We start from the raw sequence: 19,209 nt of genomic DNA on the forward strand, positions 1-19,209 counted from the left end.
CGCGCGTGGGCGTCAGCCGCCGATCACCCGGTCGAGCGTGTCCGCCATCCGCGCGCCGATCTCTCGCCACCGAAAACGCGCGACCCTTGCGGCCCCCGCGCTGCGTAGCTGATCGACGAGCCCCTCGTCGGTCAGCACGCGGCGCAGGGTGTCGGCGAGGGCGTCGGCGTCGTCGACGGGCGTGACCAGGGCGCCGTCGCCGCAGACCTCCGGCAACGCGCAGCAGTCGGCCACCACCACCGGCGTGCCGTAGGCCATCGCCTCGATGGTCGGGATGCCGAACGACTCGCACAGGCTCATCAGCGGCATCACCCGCGCAGAGGCCAGGGCCTCTTCGACCCGCGCGTCGCTGACACGCCCCTCGACGTGCACGGCGTCGCCCACGCCGAGCCGCGTGGCCAGGTCGCGCAGCTCTTGCAAGTAGTCGTCCGGGCCCGCGCCGAGGATGTGGTACTCGAGGCCCTCCAGGCCGGGCGTGTGGCGCAGCTTGGGCAGCGCTTCGATGACCAGCGACTGCCGCTTGTAGGGCCACACGTTGCTGACGGTGACCATCGTCATCGGCCGGCTCGACCAGCCCGGCAGCTCGCCGCTGGCGCGCTCGACCCACTCGTCCGGCACGCCGTTGTAGAACACGATCGATTCTTTGGGCCGCACTCCCAGGCGCGCGGTGATCAGCTGTTCGAGGTAGCGGCTCGTCCACCCGCACACGGCGGCTGTCTTGAGCGCGCGGCGGTGAGCGCGGCGCTTCAGCCAAGCCGCCACGCGCTCCTTGAACGTGGTCCACGCCTCGGGGCGGTAGGGGAACGGGTCTTGGAAGTGGGCGAAGGTCGGCACGCTCAGCCCCGGGATGACCATGCCGTTGAGCTGCAGAACGGCGTCGTAGCCCGCCTCGCCGATCCCCTCGGCCAGCTCGGTCCGTTCGTAGCGGGCGCGCACACGCGGGTCGGCGTTGCGCGCGGGGGTCCACAGCAGCTCGACGTTGTCGGGCCAGGCCTCCGCGTCGAACTCCGACTGCAGCTTGTGGTCGCGGATCGCGGCGACCGTGACCCGCCAACCCGGCCGCGCCAGCGCGATGTGGCGGGCGACCTCGCGCGCGACGGTGTAGCCGCCGCCGGTGCCGACCGACAGCGCGTTGATCAACAGGCTTCGTGTCGCGGGGTCGGTCATCGGAGCAGCCGCTGCTGTTGCTCGGGGGAGAGGGGACGCCAGCTCGACGCGACCCGCAGCGACGCCATCGCGCGGACCGGCTCGAGCGTGTCGCGGCGCAGCACGAGCAGCACGTTCCGCAACCGCCGCGACGCCTCGACGATGAGCACGTCGCGCGTCTGCGAGAGCCGCCAGTGGCCCCACCCGGCGAGTCCCGGGTGCTCTTGGAGCAGCCGCACGATCCGCTCGTCGTCCGCGCCCACCCGCGACTTTTCGCGGCACGCGCGGCACACGTTGTCCGGGCACGCGGGGCGGCTCACACGCTGCTCGCACAGCCGGCACCGGTCGATCTGCGAAGGGAGCACCCGCTGGAGCGTGACCGGGCACTCCACTAGCGCGTCCGGCTCGGCCAGCTCGCCGGTGGCGGCGCAGGCCTCCAGGTCCGACCGCACTCGGCGGTGGCCGGTCACCGCGCAGACCGCGATCTGGTCCGCCGCGGCGATCTTGCCCCCGTGCACGGTCGCCAGGTGATAGGTCTCGACGCCCGTCAGCGGGCAGACGACCTTCGGCGCCCGCAGCGTGCGGGCCCAGCCGTCGAACTCCGCGTCGACCGATTGGTCGCCGAAGTCGAACCGGATCCGCCCCCACGCCCGCTTCGCCCACACGATCGCCGCCAGGTCGATTGGCGCGACGCCCGCCTCGCGCGCCGCGCGGTGGGCCGACTCGAGCATCCGGTCGCGGCGGCCGTTGTCCAGGCGCGGCGCGGCATCGCCGATCGGCGCCAGGCGGTCGAGGCCCAGCGGCGTGGCCTCGTCCCAGGGGAGCGGCGCGCCGAGCTCGTCGTAGTAACGCAGCCGGACTTCCGGTGTGGCGTCGCCGAGGACGCTCACCAGCAGCACCAGTGGCGTGTCGTCGAGGTGGAAGCCGGCCAGGTGCGCGCGGCCCTCGCCGTCGAGCTCGTAAGCGTCGAACAGCCGCGCCGACAACTCGTGCACGGCCTCGGGCTGCCGCTCGGGCCGCGCGTGGGTGACCTCGCCCCGCTCGCGCAGCCGGCGCAGCAGCTCGTCGACGAGGCGGTGCGCGTCGGTCGTCACCAGGGGCGGCTCGGGGAGCGCCTCCTCGCCGGGGGCCGCCTCGGCCCCGCGGCGCCGGAACCAGCTCCGCCGCAGCGGCGGGGGGGTCTCCGGGTCGTCGGCCGCGGGGGGCGCCTCGAGCAGGTAAGCGGGGCCCTCGGTCTTGAGCACCAAGCCGAGCTCGTCCGCCGCCCACGCGCAGAAGACGCTCCACGCCTGCACGCCCGCATGCCCGTCGGCCGTGTCGCCGGACGCTCCGGGAGGGTCGCTGGCGGCTGGCAAGGTGGCGCTCACTTCAATCGATCGTCGTGCTGGTGCGTTGCGGTTCTCGCTGGCGCGACCATGGGTTACGCGGATCGCTCCGACACAGGGGAGCCTGCCGCGGAGCGGGCGACGCGCCCGCGTCCGAGCCCCTCCCGTGTCGATGTTGCGATCCGTGGTTGTTACACCGCGGGCTTCCGGCGCAGCACGTAGACCACGTCCTCGGTGCGGCCGTCGATCTCGATGGGCGCGTCGAGGTCGTAAGCGAAATCGTACACGGCGGCGACCTCCCAGACCCCCGCCTTGTCGATCAGATCGGCCATCTGGCGGGCCGTGTAAGTCCGAAAACCGGACCGGTTGACCAAGCGGAACGAGCGGGTGGGCGTGTAGACGTCAAAACTCATCCCAACCGTTTCAACCCGACGCCGGCGGTCGACCCCCTCGCTCCACATGTGCGACACCACCGACAGCTCGCCCCGCCGCGCCGACCACGACTCCTCGTCCGACTCCGGCGCGCCACGCGCGGGCGTCAGGTGCAGGCCCAGCACGTAGACCCCGCCGGGGCGGACCGCGCTGCCCACGCAGGCCAGGTGCGCCTCGGCGGCCGCTTCGTTTGGCAGGTGACGGAAGCTGTTGATCGTGTTGAAGGCCGCGTCGAACGGCTTCACGCCCCGGCCCCCCTCGACCGGCCTGAAGTCCGCCAAGCGGAAGTCGCTCATGTCGCCCACCACGGCCGACTCGCGCAGCCCGTGGCGCTTCAGCCGCGCGTTGCAGAACGCGACGGCCTTCTCGTTCAGGTCGTTGCCGGCTGCGTCGTACCCCATCTTCGCGAAGCGGTACAACAGCCGCCCCGTGCCGCACGCGGGTTCGAGCAACCGCCGCACGTGCGGCAACCGCGCGTGCTCGGCGAACCCCCCTTCCAAGAAGTCGAGCTCCGCCTTCCAGTCGGAGCCGAACACGAGGTCGTAGTACTTCGGGTAGTCGTACAGGTCGCCGGATTGCACTTCCATAGCAGCGTTCTTCGAGTTTGGGCCGCCGAGGCGGCGCAAAAAGCGGCGCACTTTAGGGTCGCGGGCGATGCAGTAGAATCGGAACAACGAACCACGGGCTAGCGGGGTAGTTCCCCGCGTCGGCTCCCCGTCGTCGCCGCCCTCCGGTAGCGGCGCCGGGCGGCCAACCCTGGCTACGAGCTCTGGGCGACAACGAACGACCCCGACGGCGCGCCGCGGATGATCGACAACGTGCAGCAGAGGCCGATCTACCCTCCTCCGTCGGACCCGCAACCGATCGACCCGGAGTGGACGTGGCCCTGAAGCCCCTTCGTACAGCGGCGGCGGTCGCGCTGGCTTGCCTCTTCGCCGCCACGGCCCCCGCCGTGGAGTGGCCCGAGCCGACCGCCGAGTCGCGCCCGTGGACCCGCTGGTGGTGGCACGGCTCGGCGGTCGACCAGGCGAACCTGTCGCGCCTAATCGAGGAGTACCACCGCGTCGGCCTGGGCGGCGTCGAGGTGACCTGCATCTACGGCGTGCAGGGCGCGCCCCACCCCAACCGCGACTACCTGTCGCCCGAGTGGCGCGCGGCCCTGCGGCACACGATCGACGAGGCTCAGCGGCTCGGCATGGGCGTCGATCTGCCCGCGGGTTCCGGCTGGCGGATGGGCGGCCCGGGCGTGCCGATGGAGCTGGCCAACCGCCGGCTGGTCCTCGAACAAGCCCGTGTGACCGGCCCCGCGCCGGTCGCGATCGAGTTCCAGCGCGGCGTGACCCCCCAGGCCGCGGCGGCGCGATCGGACGAGGGCGAGCGGATCGACCTGACCGACAAAATCGAAAACGGCCGCCTGGAGTGGGACGCGCCCGAGGGGGAATGGCTCGTCGTCGCGGCCGGTCAGCGCTGGTCGGGCGACCGAGTCAAAAGGCCCGGCCCGGGCGGTGCGGGGCTGAACATCAACCCCTTCTCGCGCCGGTCGGTGTCCGACTTCCTCGACCGCTTCGCCGCGAGAGCGGGCGACCTGTCGGGCGTGCGGGCCCAGTTCCACGATTCGTTCGAGTACGCCGGCGACTGGCAGCCCGAGTTCTTCGACGAGTTCCGGCGCCGCCGCGGGTATTCGCTCCGAGATTACTTGCCCGAGCTGGCCGGCGTCGGCGATCCGGACCGAGTCGGGCGGGTGAAGCACGACTACCGGCTGACGCTCGACGACCTCGTGCTGGAGAACCTCGTCGGCGCGTGGGTCGATTGGTCGCACCGGCTCGGGATGCTCGCCCGCAACCAGTCGCACGGATCGCCCGCGAACTGGCTCGACCTCTACGCGGCGGTCGACATCCCCGAGACCGAGAGCTTCGGCCGCCTGTACGGCGGCGACGCCGACCCGCGGATGCTGCAATTCGCCGCTTCGGCCGCGAACGTCACCGGCAAGCGGCTGGTGTCGTCCGAGACCGCCACGTGGCTCGACGAGCACTTCAACGTGACGCTCGGCCAGGTCAAGCAGATCGTCGACCGGCAGGCGCTGGCCGGTGTGAACCATGTGGTCTACCACGGCACGGCCTACTCGCCGGACGACGCCCGATGGCCCGGTTGGCTCTTTTACGCCTCGACGCAGCTGAACCCGCAGAACCCGATCTGGCGAGACCTGCCCACGCTGAACGGGTACACCACGCGGCTGCAGTCGGTGCTGCAGGAGAGCAAGCCCGACGCGGACGTGCTGCTCTACTGGCCGATCGCCGATGCGCGTCACAATCCCGATGGCCTGCGTCAAGAGCTCCGCGTGCACGACGCCGACCAGTGGCTGGAGGGCCGCCCGCTTGGCGAAGCGGCCGAGCGGCTCGCGGAGCTTGGCGTCGGGTTCGACTATGTCTCCGATCGGTTGCTCGAGAGGGCCGAGTGGGACGGCGACCGGATCGCCACGCCGGGCGCCCGCTACGCCGCGGTCGTCGTCCCGAAGTGCCAGCGGATGCCGCTGGACACAGCCGAGCGTTTGGCCCACCTGGCCGCGTCGGGCGCGACGATCCTTGTTTGGGGCGATCCGCCGAGCAGCCTACCGGGCATGGCGGCCCTGCTCGATGGGCCCTCGTGGCAAAGCCAGCGAGATCGATTTGCTGCGGCCGTAGAGACACTCCGCGCCCACGTGCCGACCGGTGGTGACCTGGGCCCGCTGCTCGGGGCGGCGGGCATCTCGGCCGAGTCCGAGCTACGCGAGGCCGGCTTCGACTTCCTGCGTCGGCGGCTCGAGGGTCAGCCGCTCTACCTCATCGCCAACCAGACCGGCGAGCCGATCGACCGACGCGTCACTCTCCGCGCCGGCGAGGGCCAACTCGTGCTGATGGAGCCGATGTCCGGGGCGATCGGCGTCGCCGCGGCGGAGCCCGCCGGCGCGGGCCGCCGACGCGTCCGGCTGCAGCTCGAGGCGGGCGAAACCGTGCTAGTCACCTTCGCGCGCGAAGCCAGCCCCGCGCCGGGGTGGGCGTACCGCGACGCGGCGGGCCCGCCGGTCGAGCTGACCGGGTGGTCGGTCGATTTTATCGCAGGGGGACCCTCGCTCCCCGCGGCGTTCGAGACCGACCGGCCGCGGCCGTGGACCGAATCGGCCGACCCGGCCGCCGACGCGTTCGCGGGGACCGCCGTGTACGCTTGCCGATTCGACAAACCAGCCGGCGGCAGCCGCTTCCTGCTGGACCTGGGCGAGGTCGACGGCAGCGCGCGGGTGCTCCTCAACGGCGCGCGACAGGCGACCCTCCTCGGGCCGACCCACAAGGCGACCCTCTCGGGGCTGAAGCCCGCGGGCAACCTGCTCGAGGTCGAGGTGACCGGCGTCGCCGCGAACCGGATCCGCGATCTCGACCGCCGCGGCGTCGCGTGGCGGATCTTCGAAGACATCAACCTGGTCACGATCGACTATGCCCCCTTCGACGCGTCGGCCTGGCCGGTCCGCCCGCTCGGCCTCAGCGGCCCGGTGACGCTCGCGCCGCTCAGCGGCGACGCAGGCCATTAATGATTCAACAGCCTGCCCAGCCCTGCCCGCCTCGTCAGGAAGCGTGGCCGGAGGCGTCGATCGGACCCTGGCCCGGTACGCCGTTTGCAAGCTCAAAGGCGACGCTACTCGTTTCACTCCCCAAGCAGGAGGCCCGCTATGCCAGGCCGCATGAAGATCAACGACGAGATCACCGTCGCGCCGCAGCCCAGCGAGGAAGAGATCGCTAAGCTCGCCGACGAGGGGTTCCGCTCGGTCGTCAACTTCCGAACCGAGAACGAAGACGACCAGCCCCTCTCCCCGTTCGCCGAGCGCGACTTGGTCGAAGAGGCCGGCCTCACCTACTTACACTGCCCGATCTCGATGCAGACGATGGGCCCCGCGACGATCGACGAGTTCCGCGAGCGCTTCGACGACCTGCCCAAGCCCGTGTTCGCCCACTGCAAGCTCGGCAAGCGGGCCGGCGCGATGGTGATGATGGACATCGCGGTCAAGCAAGGAATGAGCGGCCAAGAAACCCTCGACAAGGCCGACGAGATGGGCTTCGAGTGCGACCAGCCGGAGCTGCGCGACGTCGTCAAGAACTACGTCGACAACCACCACCAGTAGGGCCCGACGAACCTCTGGGAGGCGCCCTCTCCTTGTGGGGGCCCGCCAGGCCCGATCCACGGTGTGTCCAGCCGGTAAACGGCGTGCAACGCGTCGTCGGGGTCTGGAGACCCCTCCCACAAATTCGGGGCGCCCCGCCGCCGCAGAGCGCGTGTCGGCTCGTTCGGCCGCTGCGCCGGCTTTCGGCTCGGTGGCCGACTCACAAGCCGGGTAACCCGCCGAGGCTGGCCGCGCGGCGTCGAGTCTAGCGCCCGCTTCGGGGATTCCCCCGGCCCGGAGCTCCTTCCTGGCGTACCTTTCGGGTGGGTCCGGCCGCAAGCGGCTCGCACACCCTCTCTCGTCTGGCCAAACCTCTCCGGAGACCGCATGACAGGCGCCGACGCCGACGCGCCCGAGGTGCAGCCGCTGTGCGAGCTGGTCACCCGCTGGGGCGAGCTCGAAGAAACCTACGGCCAACAGTTCAAGAGCCTGCTCGACCCGCTCGAGGAGGCCGTGCGGCGGATCGACGAGTACGCCGATCTGCTGAGCGAAGCCGACGAAGCAGAGAAGGCCGCGCAGCGGGAAGCCGAAGAGCGCCTGGAAGCGGCCGCCGAACGCCGGAAGCGGCTCGAGCACGACCTGCGGCTCTCCCGCGAACGGGTCCGGACATTGGAACAGACTTTGCGACAACGCACCGAGGAGCTGCTCCAGGCGCAGACCGTCAACAACGAACTGGCCGCGCGGCTCAACGCCGTCGCCGACGAATTCGACGGCGCCCTCCAAGACGCTTAAACCGGGCGGAGCCCCACCCGAGCGGTTTCTAATCGACCAGCGCGCCCCGCGCGAACCCGATCGCGACCTACTCTTGTCTCTCGGGTGTCTGCCGCAACGGCTAGACGGATTCTGCGTGCCCCACCGATTCTCTCAGCTAAGACCCATGGTCACCGCCGACCGACGCCGCCGATCGATCCCGCTGCCCGCTAGCGCGCCCACCCGCGTGCGCCGCGAGCCCGGCGCGGCTTCGCCCAACGCGCGGGTGGTCGGCCGCGACGGCCGCGCGATCCCGCGCGACTCGCTCGAGCGGCTCGAGCGGCTCGACGACGCGGTGTTCGCCGCCCTGGCGGGCGACCCCGACGCGCTCGACGCGGCGGCCGGCTTGCTTCACGAGGCCTCCGGCGCGGTCGATCGCCGCTTGCTCAACGAGACCCGCCAGCACTACATCCGCCGCGCCCGTTCCCGCTGGCGCCGCGCCCAAGGCGAGCCGTCGCAGCGGCTCACGCTCGGCTTCGCCGCGGAAGAGATCCTCAATCTGCTGCGCGACTGAGGCCTCACCGCGCGGCGGCGATCTCTCGCGCGAACCGCTGAGAGATCGTCTCCCGGCGGAGGCTCAGCTTGGCGGTCATCTCCCCCCGCTCGCGGTCGAAGCCGCGGCCGATGAGCGTGAACGCGTGCACCTGCTCCTGGGGCGCCGCGTTGGCCAAACGCTCGTCGATCTCTTGCCGGTAAAGCGCTCGGATCGCGGCGTGCGCAAGCGCGCCGCGCTTCGAGAAGACCCACAACCGACGCTTGCGGACCTCCGCGCGCAAGCGCTCGCGGCTGGGCACGATTAGCGCGCGGAGGCCCTTTTCGCCGTCGCCCACGACGCACGCCTGCTCGATCCACGGGGAGGCGCACAAGAGCGCCTCCACGCGCGACGGCGCGACGTTCTTGCCGGTCGACAGCACGATCAACTCTTTCTTACGGCCGGTGATCGTGAGGAAGCCCTCCGCGTCGAGCTCGCCCAGGTCGCCCGTGTGCAGCCAGCCGTCGCGGAGCGTGTCGGCGGTGGCCGCGGGGTCGTCCCAATAGCCGAGCATCACGTTCGGCCCGCGGACGAGGACCTCGCTATCCTCAGCGATCCGCACTTCTACACCGGGCAACGCCCGGCCGACCGTGCCGAGCTTGTGCGCGGCCGGCGTGTTGACGGTCACGACGGGCGAGGCCTCCGTGAGCCCGTAGCCCGTGAAGAGCGGCACGCCCTCATCGAAAAACCGCTGCTCAACAGCCGGCGACAGCGGCGCGCCGCCGCAGTAGCAGCGCTTGATCTCGCCGCCGAGCAACGAGCGGAGCGACTCGCCGTTGGCCTCCGCCAGGTCGATCGCCTTCTGGAAGAAGTACGGCACGCCGTTGATGACCGTCGGCCGCACGATCTTCGCGTCGCGGAACACGGTCTTCGGGCTATCGGCCAGCACGAGCCGCGACCCGCGCACGATCCACGTGTAGAGGTCGCACGTGCGCGCGTAGAGGTGCTCCATCGGCAGGAAGGAGAGCCGCAGCTCGTCGCCATCTCCGCCGGAGGCCTCGCTGAGGGCGATCGCGTTCGAGGCGAGGTTCTCTTCGGTGAGCATCACGCCGCGCGGCTCGCCAGACGTTCCGGCGGTTTCGGCGATGGTGGCGAGGTCGTCGAACTCGATCCCTCGATCGAAGCCTTCGGGAGTGCGTGTAACTCCAATTAGGCGGAACGCGATGTCATCGATCACAGGGTGAAGCAAGCTGCCTTTGCTCTCATCCCACGCGAAATCCATGCCCCGCCAAGGTTCCCAAAGAGCCACGCTCTCTCGGACCTGCCTCTGTATGTCCGCCCACGAAAGCCATTCCAGGCCGGCGTCCTGGCGCCAGCCGAGCGCAGGTCGATCGCCGCCGCGCTCGAGGGAGTCGGCGTATAGTTCGGCAATCGATTTCAATCCGACATCGTTCAACATCGATCGATTCCGCCAGAGCCCGGAGGGCGGCAGCAACGCAACGCTAACCTCGCTGTCGCCCCTCCGGGGCTCATCCTATCGCGCGGCCCGCCGACCCGGGGCTGGCGCCCCGGGGCTACGCGCTGCCGCCCTCCGGGCTTTCTTCGGTTGCGCTGTGGGCGTTCGCGGGGCGGCGCCCGGCGGTCCCCAGTCAGGGCTTAAGCGCGAAGCTCGCCGCCCAGCTCCGACTTGAGCGCCGCGACGATCCGGTTGATCACCTCGTCGGCCTGCTCGCCGGTCAGCGTTCCCTCCATCGAGCGGAGCTGCACGCCGAACACGACGCTCTTCTTGCCCTGGCCGAGCTGCTTTGGGTCGCGGAACGCGTCGTCGCCGAAGGTGATCTGCTCGACGAGCTCGCCGCCGGCGGAGCGCGCGACCGACTCGATCGACACCCAGGGGACCGACTCGTTGACAACGATATTCAGGTCCCGCGCGACGGGCGGGTAGCTCGAGAGCGGCCGCGTGGTGCGGACCAGCTCGGCGCCGCCGATGAGGAGCTCCAGGTCGAGCTCCGCGACACTGGCGGGTCCGCGGAGGCCGAAGCGGTCGCGGCCCGCCTCGCTCAACTCGCCCAACAGGCAGAGCGGCGCGCCGCCCAGCAGCAGGCCCGCGCAGCGCGACGGGTCGAGCAGCTCGCCGCGGGCTTCGGTGACCGAGAGTTCCTTCGACGGCGCGATCGCGCGGGCCAGTTCTTCGACCACGCCCTTGAGCTCGAGCAGACCGCCGCCGGAGGTGAGCGCGAGCACGCGTTTCTCGATCGGCAGTTGGCCCTCGCGCGGCAGGTAGACCTTGGCGATCTCGAACAGCTCGACGACCGGGTTGGAGAGCGTCTCGTTCGTGCGGCGGCACGCGAGCAAGCTCGGCACGACGCTCTGCCGCAGCCGGTTCGCGCGACGCAGCACGGCCGTGCCGGTCGCCAGCTCGCCCGCCACGTCCGGCTGGTTCGACCAGGGGGAGAACGCGTCGGCCAGGTCGGGCTCCACGGCGCTGAGGGTGTAGGCCTCGTCGAAGCCGGCGCCGACCAGCAGCGTACGGACCTGCTCGACGACATGATCGTCTCTTCGCTTGGCCGACATGACGATCGGCAGCGTGGTCTCGGTCGGGATCTTGTCGTACCCGTGGATGCGGGCGACTTCTTCGATCAGGTCGCACTCGCGTGTCAGGTCGCTCCGCCAAGTCGGCGGGACGACTTTGACGCAGTGGTCGCAGTTGTGGGTCTCCTCGCAGCCGAGGTCGGTGAGGATCTTACGGACCGTGTCATCGGGGATGTCGATGCCCAGCACGCGCGCAATCTGCGGGTAGCGGAGCTTGATGTGGTCGCGCCCCTGGTCGAAGCGGCGGTCGGCCGGCTCGACCCAGGCAGACGACTTCACGTCGACCACGCCCTCTTGCAGCTCGCCGCCGGCCGTTTCGAGGATCAGCTCGCAGCAGCGGCGGCTGGCCCAGTCGATCCCCTCGGGGTCGACGCCACGCTCGAAGCGGTAGCTGCTGGGGCTGTGCAGCACGTGCCGCCGAGCGGCGCTGCGGATCGCGAGCGGCGCGAAGTCGGCCGACTCGATGAGCACGTCGACCGTCGAGTCGCTGACCTCCGAGTCGGCGCCCCCCATGACGCCCCCCATCGCGACGGGGCGCTCGGCGTCGGCGATGACGACCTCGTCGCCCGACAGCGTGTACTCCTTGTGGTTGATCGCCTGGAACGGCTCGCCCGGCCGCGCCCGGCGGACGACGATCCGGCCGCCCTTCAGCTTGGCGAAGTCGAACGCGTGCAGCGGCTGGCCGATCTCCATCATCACGTAGTTGGTCGCGTCGACCACGTTGTTGATGACGGCGATCCCGAGAGTAGTGAGCCGCTTCTGCAGCCACTCCGGGCTGGGGCCGATCTTCACGCCGCGGATCAATCGCGCGGTGTAGCGAGGGCAGAGCTCCGGGCAGGTGATTTCGACGGCGGTTTGCTCAGAAACCGCTCGGTCGCTTCCTGACGGACGCGGCTCGGGTTTCTTTAGCTCCTGGCCCCACAGGACCGCGACCTCGCGCGCGACGCCGATGTGCCCGAGGCAATCGGGCCGGTTGCTGGTGACTTCGAGGTCAACGGCCGTGTCACCGCCGATCGGCTCGACCCCTTCGAGGTTGAGCCCCGTGAGCGTGAGCCGCTCGGTCAGCTCGTCGAGCGACTCGGGGAGTTTGACGTAATCGGCGAGCCAGTCGGTGCTGACGATCATAAATTCACCGCGGAGGCGCGGAGGACGCGGAGGTTTTACTCCGTGTGCTCGCCGCTAACTTGCTTTCTAGCCGCTTCAAGCAATGACTGGTAAATCGAATCGATGGGCTTGACCAATTGCTTCACTAGTAGGCAGCACATGTCCCAGAGCACGATTTGACCGGCCATGTGACGAACCTCAAGCGGCTCGTGGTCGGTAGCGTATTGTGGCAAGAAATCGAAAAGAACGAGTGACTCGTCTGCCGTCAGTTCGATCGTCGCCACAGTCTGCTCCGTGTCCTCCGCGCCTCCGCGGTGAGTCTCTAGAACTGAGCCAAGAAACGCACGTCGTTCGCGTACAGGTCCCGGATGTCCGTGATCCCGTGCTGCCGCATGCAGATCCTTTCGATGCCCAGGCCGAACGCGAAGCCGGTGACTTCTTCCGGGTCGTAGCCGACCGCGCGGAGCACGTTCGGGTCGACCATGCCGGCGCCGCCGATCTCCATCCAACGCCCGTCGTGCCAGATGTCGCACTCGACGCTCGGCTCGGTGAACGGGAAGAAGCTCGGCCGGAATCGCACGTCGACATGCTCTTCGCCTTCCAGCCCGAAGTACGACTGCCAGAACATCTGCAGCACGCCCTTCAGGTCGGCCATCGTCACGCCCGGCGCGACGCAGAGGCCCTCCATCTGGTGGAACATCGGGTAGTGCGTGGCGTCGGCCGTGTCGGGCCGGTACACGCGCCCTAGCGAAACGATCCGCACCGGCGGCGGCGTCGTTTCCATGGTGCGGATCTGCACCGTGGAGGTCTGGCTCCGCAAGAGCAACGGCTTTCCGTCGGGCCCCAGCGCCGCTTGAGATTCTTGCTGCCCGCTGCCCTCTGCCTGCTGCCCGCTCGCGACCGACAAATAGAAGTTGTCGAGCGGGTCGCGCGCCGGGTGGATCTCCGGGATGTTCAGCGCGACGAAGTTGTGCCAGTCGTCCTCGATCTCGGGCCCCTCGACGGCCGTGAAGCCGAGCCGGCCCATGATCTCCTTCATCCGCTCGATCGTCTGCGTGATCGGGTGGAGCCGGCCGCGGCGCACGGGGCGGCCGGGGCGGGTGGCGTCGATGGCCGGCGCGGCGGACTTCACGGCGCCCGAGTTGAGCTTCGCTTGCGCGTCCTCTAGCGCGGCCTCGACCGCCTGCTTCACGGCGTTCAGCCGCTGGCCGGCGGCGGGCTTGTCGGCCTTGTCGACCGCGCCCATCCCCTTCTGGATCGCCTTGAGGCGGCCCGCTTTCGCGCCGAGGTACTCGACGCGGGCCGCCTCGAGCGCGCCGGCGTCGGCGGCCGAGCCCAGCGCCGCGCGGGCGTCGGACTCGAGCGTGTCGAGCTCGGCGAGGAAGTCCTTGAGGGCCACGGCTCAGGCAGGCGCTGCGGCCTTTTCGCGGGCCTTCTTCTCTTCGGCTTCGCGGCTCTGGCGCTTCGAGTCCTGGTCCTTCATGAACTCCTCGCACTTGGCGAAGACCACGTCGAAGGCGGCCTCGTCGTGGATGGCCATCTCGGAGAGCGACTTGCGGTCGAGCTCGATGCCCAGCGTGTTGAGCGCGTGGATGAACTCGCTGTAGCGGCGGCCGCGCTGGCGGCAGGCGGCGTTCAGCCGGGTGATCCACAGCTTGCGGAACTCGCGCGCGCGGACCTTGCGGTCGCGGAACGAGTACACGCCGGAGCGGAGGTTCGTCTCCTTGACGGTGCGGAGCAGGTTGCCGCGTCCGCCGCGGTTGCCCTTGGCTTGCTTGAGGATCCGCTTGTTCTTCTTGTGGCGCGCTGCGCCGCCGGTGGTCCGCATCGGTCGGAACTCCAGGTTGTTGCGCGATCCAGGCCGCGGCGCCCCGGTGGGGGGCTTACCCGCTGTTCTGACGCCCGATCGGCTTGGGGCGAAGAGGCCGAAGGCCGGAGGCGGGAGACCGGAGGGAATCGCTCTTTGGACCCTCCGGCCTCCCGTCTCCGGCCTCCCGCCTGACTCAGTAGCTGTTTCCCGCCAGCACTTCGGCGATCTTCTTCGAGTTGTTGTCGGTCGTCACGGTCGTGCCGCGGAGCTGGCGCTTGCGCTTCTGGCTCATCCGCGCGGCGAGGTGGCTCGTGCCGCTCATGCGGTGCTTGGCCTTGCCGCTCGCGGTCAGGCGGAACCGCTTCTTGCTGGCTTTGTGGGTCTTTTGCTTTGGCATCGGGGTCTCTCCGTGCGGGGCGCTTCGGCTCGCCCTCCGGGGCGATCGGCCCCGCGCAGGGGCGCGTTCGGATCGCGAGCCCCGTAGCGTAGCGACTCGGCAAACCGGGTGGAAGGGCTCCGAAGGCTGATCGGCCGTCCCGGCCCGCCCGATCCAGCGGCGGACCAGCCGGTGTGCCGGTTCAATCCAGCAACAGCAGGCCGTACGCGTCCGGCGAGCCGTCGGCGGCCTCCCCAGCGGGCCACCCGGCCGCGGCTTCGGCCGGCCGCAACCGCCGCAGCGACACGGCCCATGCCGCCCGCTCGATGCGGTCGGCGGGAACGAGCTCCGACAGCGGGATCGCGGCCTCGGCACGCCAGCAGGCTGCGTCCGACGCGGCGGCGACCCACCAGCTCGGCCGCCAGTGCGGGTCGCCCCAGAGGGCGTCGTGCGTCCAGCCGCGGCTGTCGATAGCCAGCTCGTAGGCCGTCGCGTAGTCGCGGTCCACGTCGATCCGGATCGACAAGCGGTCTCGCTCGGCGAGGTCGGCGTCGCGCGGGCGCGGCTGGGAGGGATCGTCCTCAGGCGGCGCGGCGCCGGGGGCCTCGATGGCGAGGAACAAGAACGCCTCGTCGCGCAAGAAGCGGACCGTCGCGGCCGGTTCGCCGCTGCGTGGGTCGGTGACACGGATCGCCTCGGCGCCGCGCCAAGCGGGCTCGTCGAGCGCGCCGTCGAGCAGCGGCCGCCGGGGCGTGTAGCGGCAGGCGGCGAGGGGCTTCTCGGGAGGCAGGCCCTCGGGGTCGGCGAGCCACCGCTCGGCCTCGGCCGCCCGGCGCCAAGGCTCGCCGATCTGCCGCTTCGACAGCAACAACGCGATGCGGTCGGCGTCGGCCGCGAAGCCGCGGTCGCGCGCTACCGCGGCCTCGGTGAAGCGGAGGACCGGTCGCGCGTGCAACGCGGGGCGGGCTTGGCGCAGGTACTCCAGCAGCTGGGCCGCACGCTCCAGCCGCTCTTCGCCCGAGGCGACCCCCGACTTGTCGGGCGCCGGCGGCGCGACCGACGCGGGGTCGACGCTCAGGAGCGTGCTCGGCTGCGACCGCAGCTCGACGCTCTGGCTCTGGGTGGCCGCGTGGCGGCGTTCGCCCGACGCGTAATGCTGCGTCAACCAAACAAGGGCCGCGTCCGCCAGCGGCGACTCGGGGTACCTCCGCGCGAGCAGGTAGAGCGTCTCGGCGGCTTGTTCGAGTTGGCCCGCTTCGCGGTAGCCGTCGGCGAGCTGCCTCAAAAGCTGCGCGCCAGATTCCGCGTCGAGCCCGCCGGTCAGGTTCATGACCTGCCCAGCCCACGCCGGGTCGCCGGCGGTGGTGGCGAGCAGGCGCTCCATGTTGCGGCGTTTCTGGGCCACGCGGCGGAGCTGGTCGAGCCGCTCCGTCGGGGCCACAGCCGCGGCGCGGCGGGCGGGTCCGCCGCGATCCAGGTTGATCCCGCTCAGCAGGTCGCTGGCCGCCGACGGGGGCGTGTCGCCGGCGACGGTCCACCAATGGAACGCGGCCGGCGCGGCGGCGTAGTCGTCCGCGAGCAGGCCCCGCGCGTCGTGGCGCCAGCCCGAGGGCGTGGCCCCCAGCGACGGCAGGAAGTCGCCGGTGGGCAGCCGATGGACCGTCGACTCCAGACCCGCGGGGGCCGCAGCGGCGATCCGCGCCACTCGGCGAGTGGTCCAAGGCGGCAGGCGAGCGGCCGCGGGCGGGGTCTTCGTGGCCCGATCGGCCGCGGTGAGCGTGGCCTCGGCGAGCAGCTCCGCGGCGCCCCCATCGCCAGCGACCACGACCACGTCGGGGCGGTAGGCCAGCAGCGCGAGCTGCAACTCGCCGGCGAGCAGCTCCGCGGCCTGCGAGTCGGTGAGCCGGTCGAGCCGCTCGAGGAGCCGGTCGCGCCGGAGCGTTCGGTCGGCGGGGCGAAGCGGGGTGGACCAACCGGCGGCGAGGGCGTCGGCGCCGAGCTGCTCGCCGGCCAGCGCCGCGCGGGAGGCCTCGTCCGCCGCGGCGCCGGGCGACTCGGGGAGCAGCGGCAGGGCGATCGCCGTGCGGTAGCCGCCCGCGGCCGCGGCCGAAGCCAGCGCCTCGGCGGGGAGGTCTTCCGGCCCGGCGGCGACGACCATCAACGCGGCGCGGCGTGGCGCGGCGCGCTGGGTTGTCCACGACATCCCCCCGTCGCTGGTTGCGAGGATCACGCCGAACTCCCCCACGGCCCAGCCGCGCCGTTCGTCGACGAAATCGATCGCCGTGATCGGCGTGGTGACGCCCGTCGGCGAGGCCGTCCAGGTCTGGCCGCTGTCGGCGGTGTGGAGCAAGATCGAGCCCGGTGAACCGGCCACCCACACGCGATCGCCGCGGCAAGCGACCGCACGCCAGTTGAACCACTCGCCGAGCGCGACCGGCGGGTCACGGGGCGGCGCCGCCCAGCTGACGCCGCCGTCGGCTGTGGTGCGGACCATGCCGCCGTCGCCAACGAGCCAGCCGCGCAACGAATCGCCCAGAGCGACCGCGTACCCGCCGCGCCGGCCGCCGGACGCGACCGAGGGTGTCGTACGCATGCCGGCCACGCCGGCGATCGCCCCGCGCAGGCCGGCGACCACGCCGGCGGCCTCGCCCAGCGGGTCGCGGAGGAAGTCGCCTGCGAGCCAATCAGAGGCCGCCTCGCCCGCGAGCGGGCGCCAAGTCTGGCCGCCGTCGTCGGTGGCCCACACGCCGGACGGGGCGGCGGGCGTCGAGTCGCCGGCGGCCACACCGTGTCGCAAGTCGAACATCCTCAGCGTGCGCAAGCGGGGCGCCGGAGCCGCGCTCACGACACGCCAATCGCGGCCGCCGTTGTCCGACGCGGCGACCACGCCGCGCGACTCGTGCGTGTAAGCGCGCAGCGTTCCACCGACGGCCCACACGTGCTGCTCGTCGACGAACGACGCCGCGTCGAGCCGCGAATCGGTGCAGGGCGCCGCGCGCCGCCAGGTTCGTCCGCCGTCGTCGGTGTGGAGGATCAGCCCCCGGTCGCCGACGGCCACGCCGCGGCTCGCGTCGACGAAGTCCACGTCGCGGAGCGACCCCTCGCCGGCGAGCACGTCGTCTAGCGAGCCGGCCGCCGCGCCGGCGCCCGCGGGCGCGCAGAGCAGTCCGAGCAGCAGTCGGGCGAGGTAATCCGCACGGGGTCGCATCCTTGCGAGCCTCTCTGGCAGGGGTTTGTGTTGGGGTGCGGCAGTCTAACCGGGTCGGCCGGCCGGCCCCAACACGAACCGACGGGCGAGGCCGTAGCGGTTGTGCGGACGGCGCCGGCGCCGCTGGCGCGGGGCGTGACCTAGGTTTGTCGGACCCGCCGCCTTGTCCGCCCCGATCCCGCTCCCCCGCCGATGCCACCGACCGCCGCTACGACGCTCGAGGCGATCCTCGCCCGCTCGGATCGGCTCTACTCGCTGCCCACCGTGGCGCTCGAGGTGATGCGGCTGACGGACGAGCCGACGGTCGACGCGCAGGCCCTGTGCGAGTGCCTCCAGAGCGACCCGGCCCTCGCGTCGAAGCTGCTCAGGGTGGTCAACAGCTCTTTGTATGGGTTGCCAGCCAAGGTGACCTCGCTGCCGCAAGCGGTCGCGTTGCTGGGCGTGCGGCCGCTGAAGCTGTTGGTCCTGGGCTTCGCGCTGCCCGATAAGCTGTTCGAGGGCCTCCGCGCAGATGAACTGCGTCGGTACTGGAGCGGCACGCTGACAACCGCCGGCGCCGCCCGAGCGCTCGCCGAAACGCGTTGGGGCCGGCTTGGCGACGAGGCCTTGGTCGCGGGCTTGATGCAGGGCGTTGGCCGCCTGGCGCTGCTGGGCCAATTGGGCGAGCCGTACGCCGGGCTGTTGGCGGCGACCCAGTCGGGCCGGCCCGATCGGGGTCGGCTGGCGGCGGAACCGGCCGAGCTCGAAGCGCTCGGGTTCGATCACCGGCAGCTCTCGGCGGCGCTGCTGCGTCGGTGGGGGCTGCCAGAATGCTTCTCCGACGCGATCGAACTGCAGTCGAGCGACCCGGCGACACTCGATCGCCTCCGGGGCGACGCCGCCTGCTTGGCCCAGTCGCTGTGGCTGGCGTCGCGTGCGGCTCGGCTTTTGGTTGACCGCGAGCTGCTTGCGCTCGACCCGCTGCTTCGGTGGGGCAGCCGTTGGTGCGGGCTCTCGTCCCGGTCGGTGAACGACCTGCTCGCGTCGCTCCTGAGCCGCGTGCGGCAGATGGCCGACGCGCTCGCTGTGGAAATCCCCGACCAAGCAGCCTACGAACGCACGCTCGGCGAAGCCCAGCGGCGGTTGGCCGCGGCGTCGGACGAGGCCGCTATCGGGTTGCTCAACGACGCCCCGCCCGCCGAGCCCGATCTCGGTGATGACCGGGTGAGCGAAGACCTGCTCAACGAGACACAACGCTTGTCGGCCGCCGTGCGGGACTTCCTCCTCGTCGATCCGCCGCCGGTTGCGGCGCGACCGGCGCACTCCGGCGCGGAAGGCCCGCGGGCTCCCCATCGCGCCGAGCAGTTTCCCTCCGACGCGCTACAGCGACTGTCGCGGCACGCGGAGCTCGCGGTTCGTCGGTGCCGCCAAGAGCGGCGGCCGTTGTCTCTGGCGTTGGTGTGCGTGTCGGTTGCCGCCGACGATGGCCGCCCGAGCATCGCTTGGCTGCGGAGCTGGCTCGCCGGGGCGCACTGGGCCGACGACCTGAACGCCGCCGCCTGGACCGCGCTTAACACCGCAAGCAGCGGCGTGCACATGCCGGGGCTCGACCGCCACGACGCGCACCGCGTCTGGTCAGGCCTGGCGACCGACGCCGCTCGAGAGTCCGGCGCGGTGATCAACGTGGGCGTCGCGGGCGTGACGCAGGTGTCGCGGACGTTCTGCCCCGAGCAACTGATCGAAGCGGCCGGGCGTTGCCTGGCGGCGGCGATCGAGGTCGCCGGCCCCGCCGTCAAAAGCATCGAGCTGTTCTGACGCCGACGCCC

15 protein-coding genes are annotated in these 19,209 nt (G+C 71.2%); 5 read left to right on the forward strand and 10 right to left on the reverse strand.

The annotated features are described in order from the left end of the window. Positions 1–12: 12 nt before the first annotated feature. From RIC11_RS04600 to RIC11_RS04610, 3 genes are all read right to left on the reverse strand, one after another. Positions 13–1,167: a glycosyltransferase family 4 protein gene (locus RIC11_RS04600; RefSeq protein WP_350208815.1), complete on the reverse strand. Its 1,155-nt coding sequence runs from the start codon at positions 1,165–1,167 to the stop codon at positions 13–15. Continuing rightward, on the reverse strand, positions 1,164–2,513 hold the full coding sequence (locus RIC11_RS04605; RefSeq protein ID WP_350208816.1) for a hypothetical protein: 1,350 nt from the start codon (positions 2,511–2,513) through the stop codon (positions 1,164–1,166). Before RIC11_RS04605 ends, RIC11_RS04600 begins: the two co-directional genes overlap by 4 nt. Positions 2,514–2,662: 149 nt before the next feature. Next, positions 2,663–3,490, reverse strand: coding sequence for an SAM-dependent methyltransferase (locus RIC11_RS04610; RefSeq protein WP_350208818.1), 828 nt, complete (start codon positions 3,488–3,490; stop codon positions 2,663–2,665). A gap of 293 nt (positions 3,491–3,783) precedes the next feature. Between RIC11_RS04610 and RIC11_RS04615 the strand changes: the two genes are divergently transcribed. From RIC11_RS04615 to RIC11_RS04630, 4 genes are all read left to right on the forward strand, one after another. After that, on the forward strand, positions 3,784–6,465 hold the full coding sequence (locus RIC11_RS04615) for a glycosyl hydrolase (RefSeq protein ID WP_350208820.1): 2,682 nt from the start codon (positions 3,784–3,786) through the stop codon (positions 6,463–6,465). Between the two features lie 138 nt (positions 6,466–6,603). Beyond that, positions 6,604–7,053 (forward strand): protein tyrosine phosphatase family protein, encoded by a 450-nt coding sequence (locus RIC11_RS04620; protein WP_350208821.1) that lies wholly within the window; start codon positions 6,604–6,606, stop codon positions 7,051–7,053. 366 nt (positions 7,054–7,419) lie between these two features. Further along, positions 7,420–7,824 carry a hypothetical protein gene (locus tag RIC11_RS04625; protein ID WP_350208822.1) on the forward strand — a complete coding sequence of 135 codons (405 nt, stop codon included), beginning with the start codon at positions 7,420–7,422 and terminating at the stop codon, positions 7,822–7,824. A 145-nt stretch (positions 7,825–7,969) separates the two neighbouring features. Beyond that, positions 7,970–8,356, forward strand: coding sequence for a hypothetical protein (locus RIC11_RS04630; RefSeq protein ID WP_350208824.1), 387 nt, complete (start codon positions 7,970–7,972; stop codon positions 8,354–8,356). Between the two features lie 4 nt (positions 8,357–8,360). Here RIC11_RS04630 and RIC11_RS04635 read toward each other — a convergent pair whose 3' ends face one another. From RIC11_RS04635 to RIC11_RS04665, 7 genes are all read right to left on the reverse strand, one after another. Beyond that, positions 8,361–9,551, reverse strand: coding sequence for an AMP-dependent synthetase/ligase (locus RIC11_RS04635; RefSeq protein ID WP_350208826.1), 1,191 nt, complete (start codon positions 9,549–9,551; stop codon positions 8,361–8,363). 419 nt (positions 9,552–9,970) lie between these two features. Beyond that, positions 9,971–12,031, reverse strand: a complete 2,061-nt coding sequence (gene pheT, locus RIC11_RS04640; protein ID WP_350208827.1) for a phenylalanine--tRNA ligase subunit beta — start codon at positions 12,029–12,031, stop codon at positions 9,971–9,973. A 35-nt stretch (positions 12,032–12,066) separates the two neighbouring features. Beyond that, entirely contained in the window at positions 12,067–12,294 is a 228-nt protein-coding gene (locus RIC11_RS04645) for a hypothetical protein (RefSeq protein ID WP_350208829.1), read from the reverse strand. 38 nt (positions 12,295–12,332) lie between these two features. Then, positions 12,333–13,409: a phenylalanine--tRNA ligase subunit alpha gene (pheS, locus tag RIC11_RS04650; protein WP_350208831.1), complete on the reverse strand. Its 1,077-nt coding sequence runs from the start codon at positions 13,407–13,409 to the stop codon at positions 12,333–12,335. 3 nt (positions 13,410–13,412) lie between these two features. Next, positions 13,413–13,838, reverse strand: a complete 426-nt coding sequence (gene rplT, locus RIC11_RS04655) for a 50S ribosomal protein L20 (protein ID WP_350208833.1) — start codon at positions 13,836–13,838, stop codon at positions 13,413–13,415. 175 nt (positions 13,839–14,013) lie between these two features. Continuing rightward, on the reverse strand, positions 14,014–14,217 hold the full coding sequence (rpmI, locus tag RIC11_RS04660; RefSeq protein ID WP_350208835.1) for a 50S ribosomal protein L35: 204 nt from the start codon (positions 14,215–14,217) through the stop codon (positions 14,014–14,016). Between the two features lie 181 nt (positions 14,218–14,398). After that, the gene (locus tag RIC11_RS04665; protein ID WP_350208837.1) at positions 14,399–17,404 is read right to left on the reverse strand and encodes a YCF48-related protein; all 3,006 of its coding nucleotides are present in this window, start codon (positions 17,402–17,404) and stop codon (positions 14,399–14,401) included. 192 nt (positions 17,405–17,596) lie between these two features. Between RIC11_RS04665 and RIC11_RS04670 the strand changes: the two genes are divergently transcribed. Continuing rightward, complete coding sequence (locus tag RIC11_RS04670) at positions 17,597–19,198, forward strand: HDOD domain-containing protein (protein ID WP_350208838.1); 1,602 nt, start codon at positions 17,597–17,599, stop codon at positions 19,196–19,198. The last annotated feature ends 11 nt before the right edge of the window (positions 19,199–19,209 follow it).

Origin of the sequence: Botrimarina sp. (assembly GCF_040219535.1) — a bacterium.
GTDB lineage: Bacteria > Planctomycetota > Planctomycetia > Pirellulales > Lacipirellulaceae > Botrimarina.

What these genes read in the sequence shown, in the direction of transcription:
- RIC11_RS04600 (WP_350208815.1), bottom strand. Translation starts at nt 1,167, where the DNA reads ATGACCGACCCCGCGACACGAAGCCTGTTGATCAACGCGCTGTCGGTC.
- RIC11_RS04610 (WP_350208818.1), bottom strand. Translation starts at nt 3,490, where the DNA reads ATGGAAGTGCAATCCGGCGACCTGTACGACTACCCGAAGTACTACGAC.
- RIC11_RS04620 (WP_350208821.1), top strand. Translation starts at nt 6,604, where the DNA reads ATGCCAGGCCGCATGAAGATCAACGACGAGATCACCGTCGCGCCGCAG.
- RIC11_RS04625 (WP_350208822.1), top strand. Translation starts at nt 7,420, where the DNA reads ATGACAGGCGCCGACGCCGACGCGCCCGAGGTGCAGCCGCTGTGCGAG.
- RIC11_RS04630 (WP_350208824.1), top strand. Translation starts at nt 7,970, where the DNA reads ATGGTCACCGCCGACCGACGCCGCCGATCGATCCCGCTGCCCGCTAGC.
- pheT (WP_350208827.1), bottom strand. Translation starts at nt 12,031, where the DNA reads ATGATCGTCAGCACCGACTGGCTCGCCGATTACGTCAAACTCCCCGAG.
- rplT (WP_350208833.1), bottom strand. Translation starts at nt 13,838, where the DNA reads ATGCGGACCACCGGCGGCGCAGCGCGCCACAAGAAGAACAAGCGGATC.
- rpmI (WP_350208835.1), bottom strand. Translation starts at nt 14,217, where the DNA reads ATGCCAAAGCAAAAGACCCACAAAGCCAGCAAGAAGCGGTTCCGCCTG.
- RIC11_RS04665 (WP_350208837.1), bottom strand. Translation starts at nt 17,404, where the DNA reads ATGCGACCCCGTGCGGATTACCTCGCCCGACTGCTGCTCGGACTGCTC.
- RIC11_RS04670 (WP_350208838.1), top strand. Translation starts at nt 17,597, where the DNA reads ATGCCACCGACCGCCGCTACGACGCTCGAGGCGATCCTCGCCCGCTCG.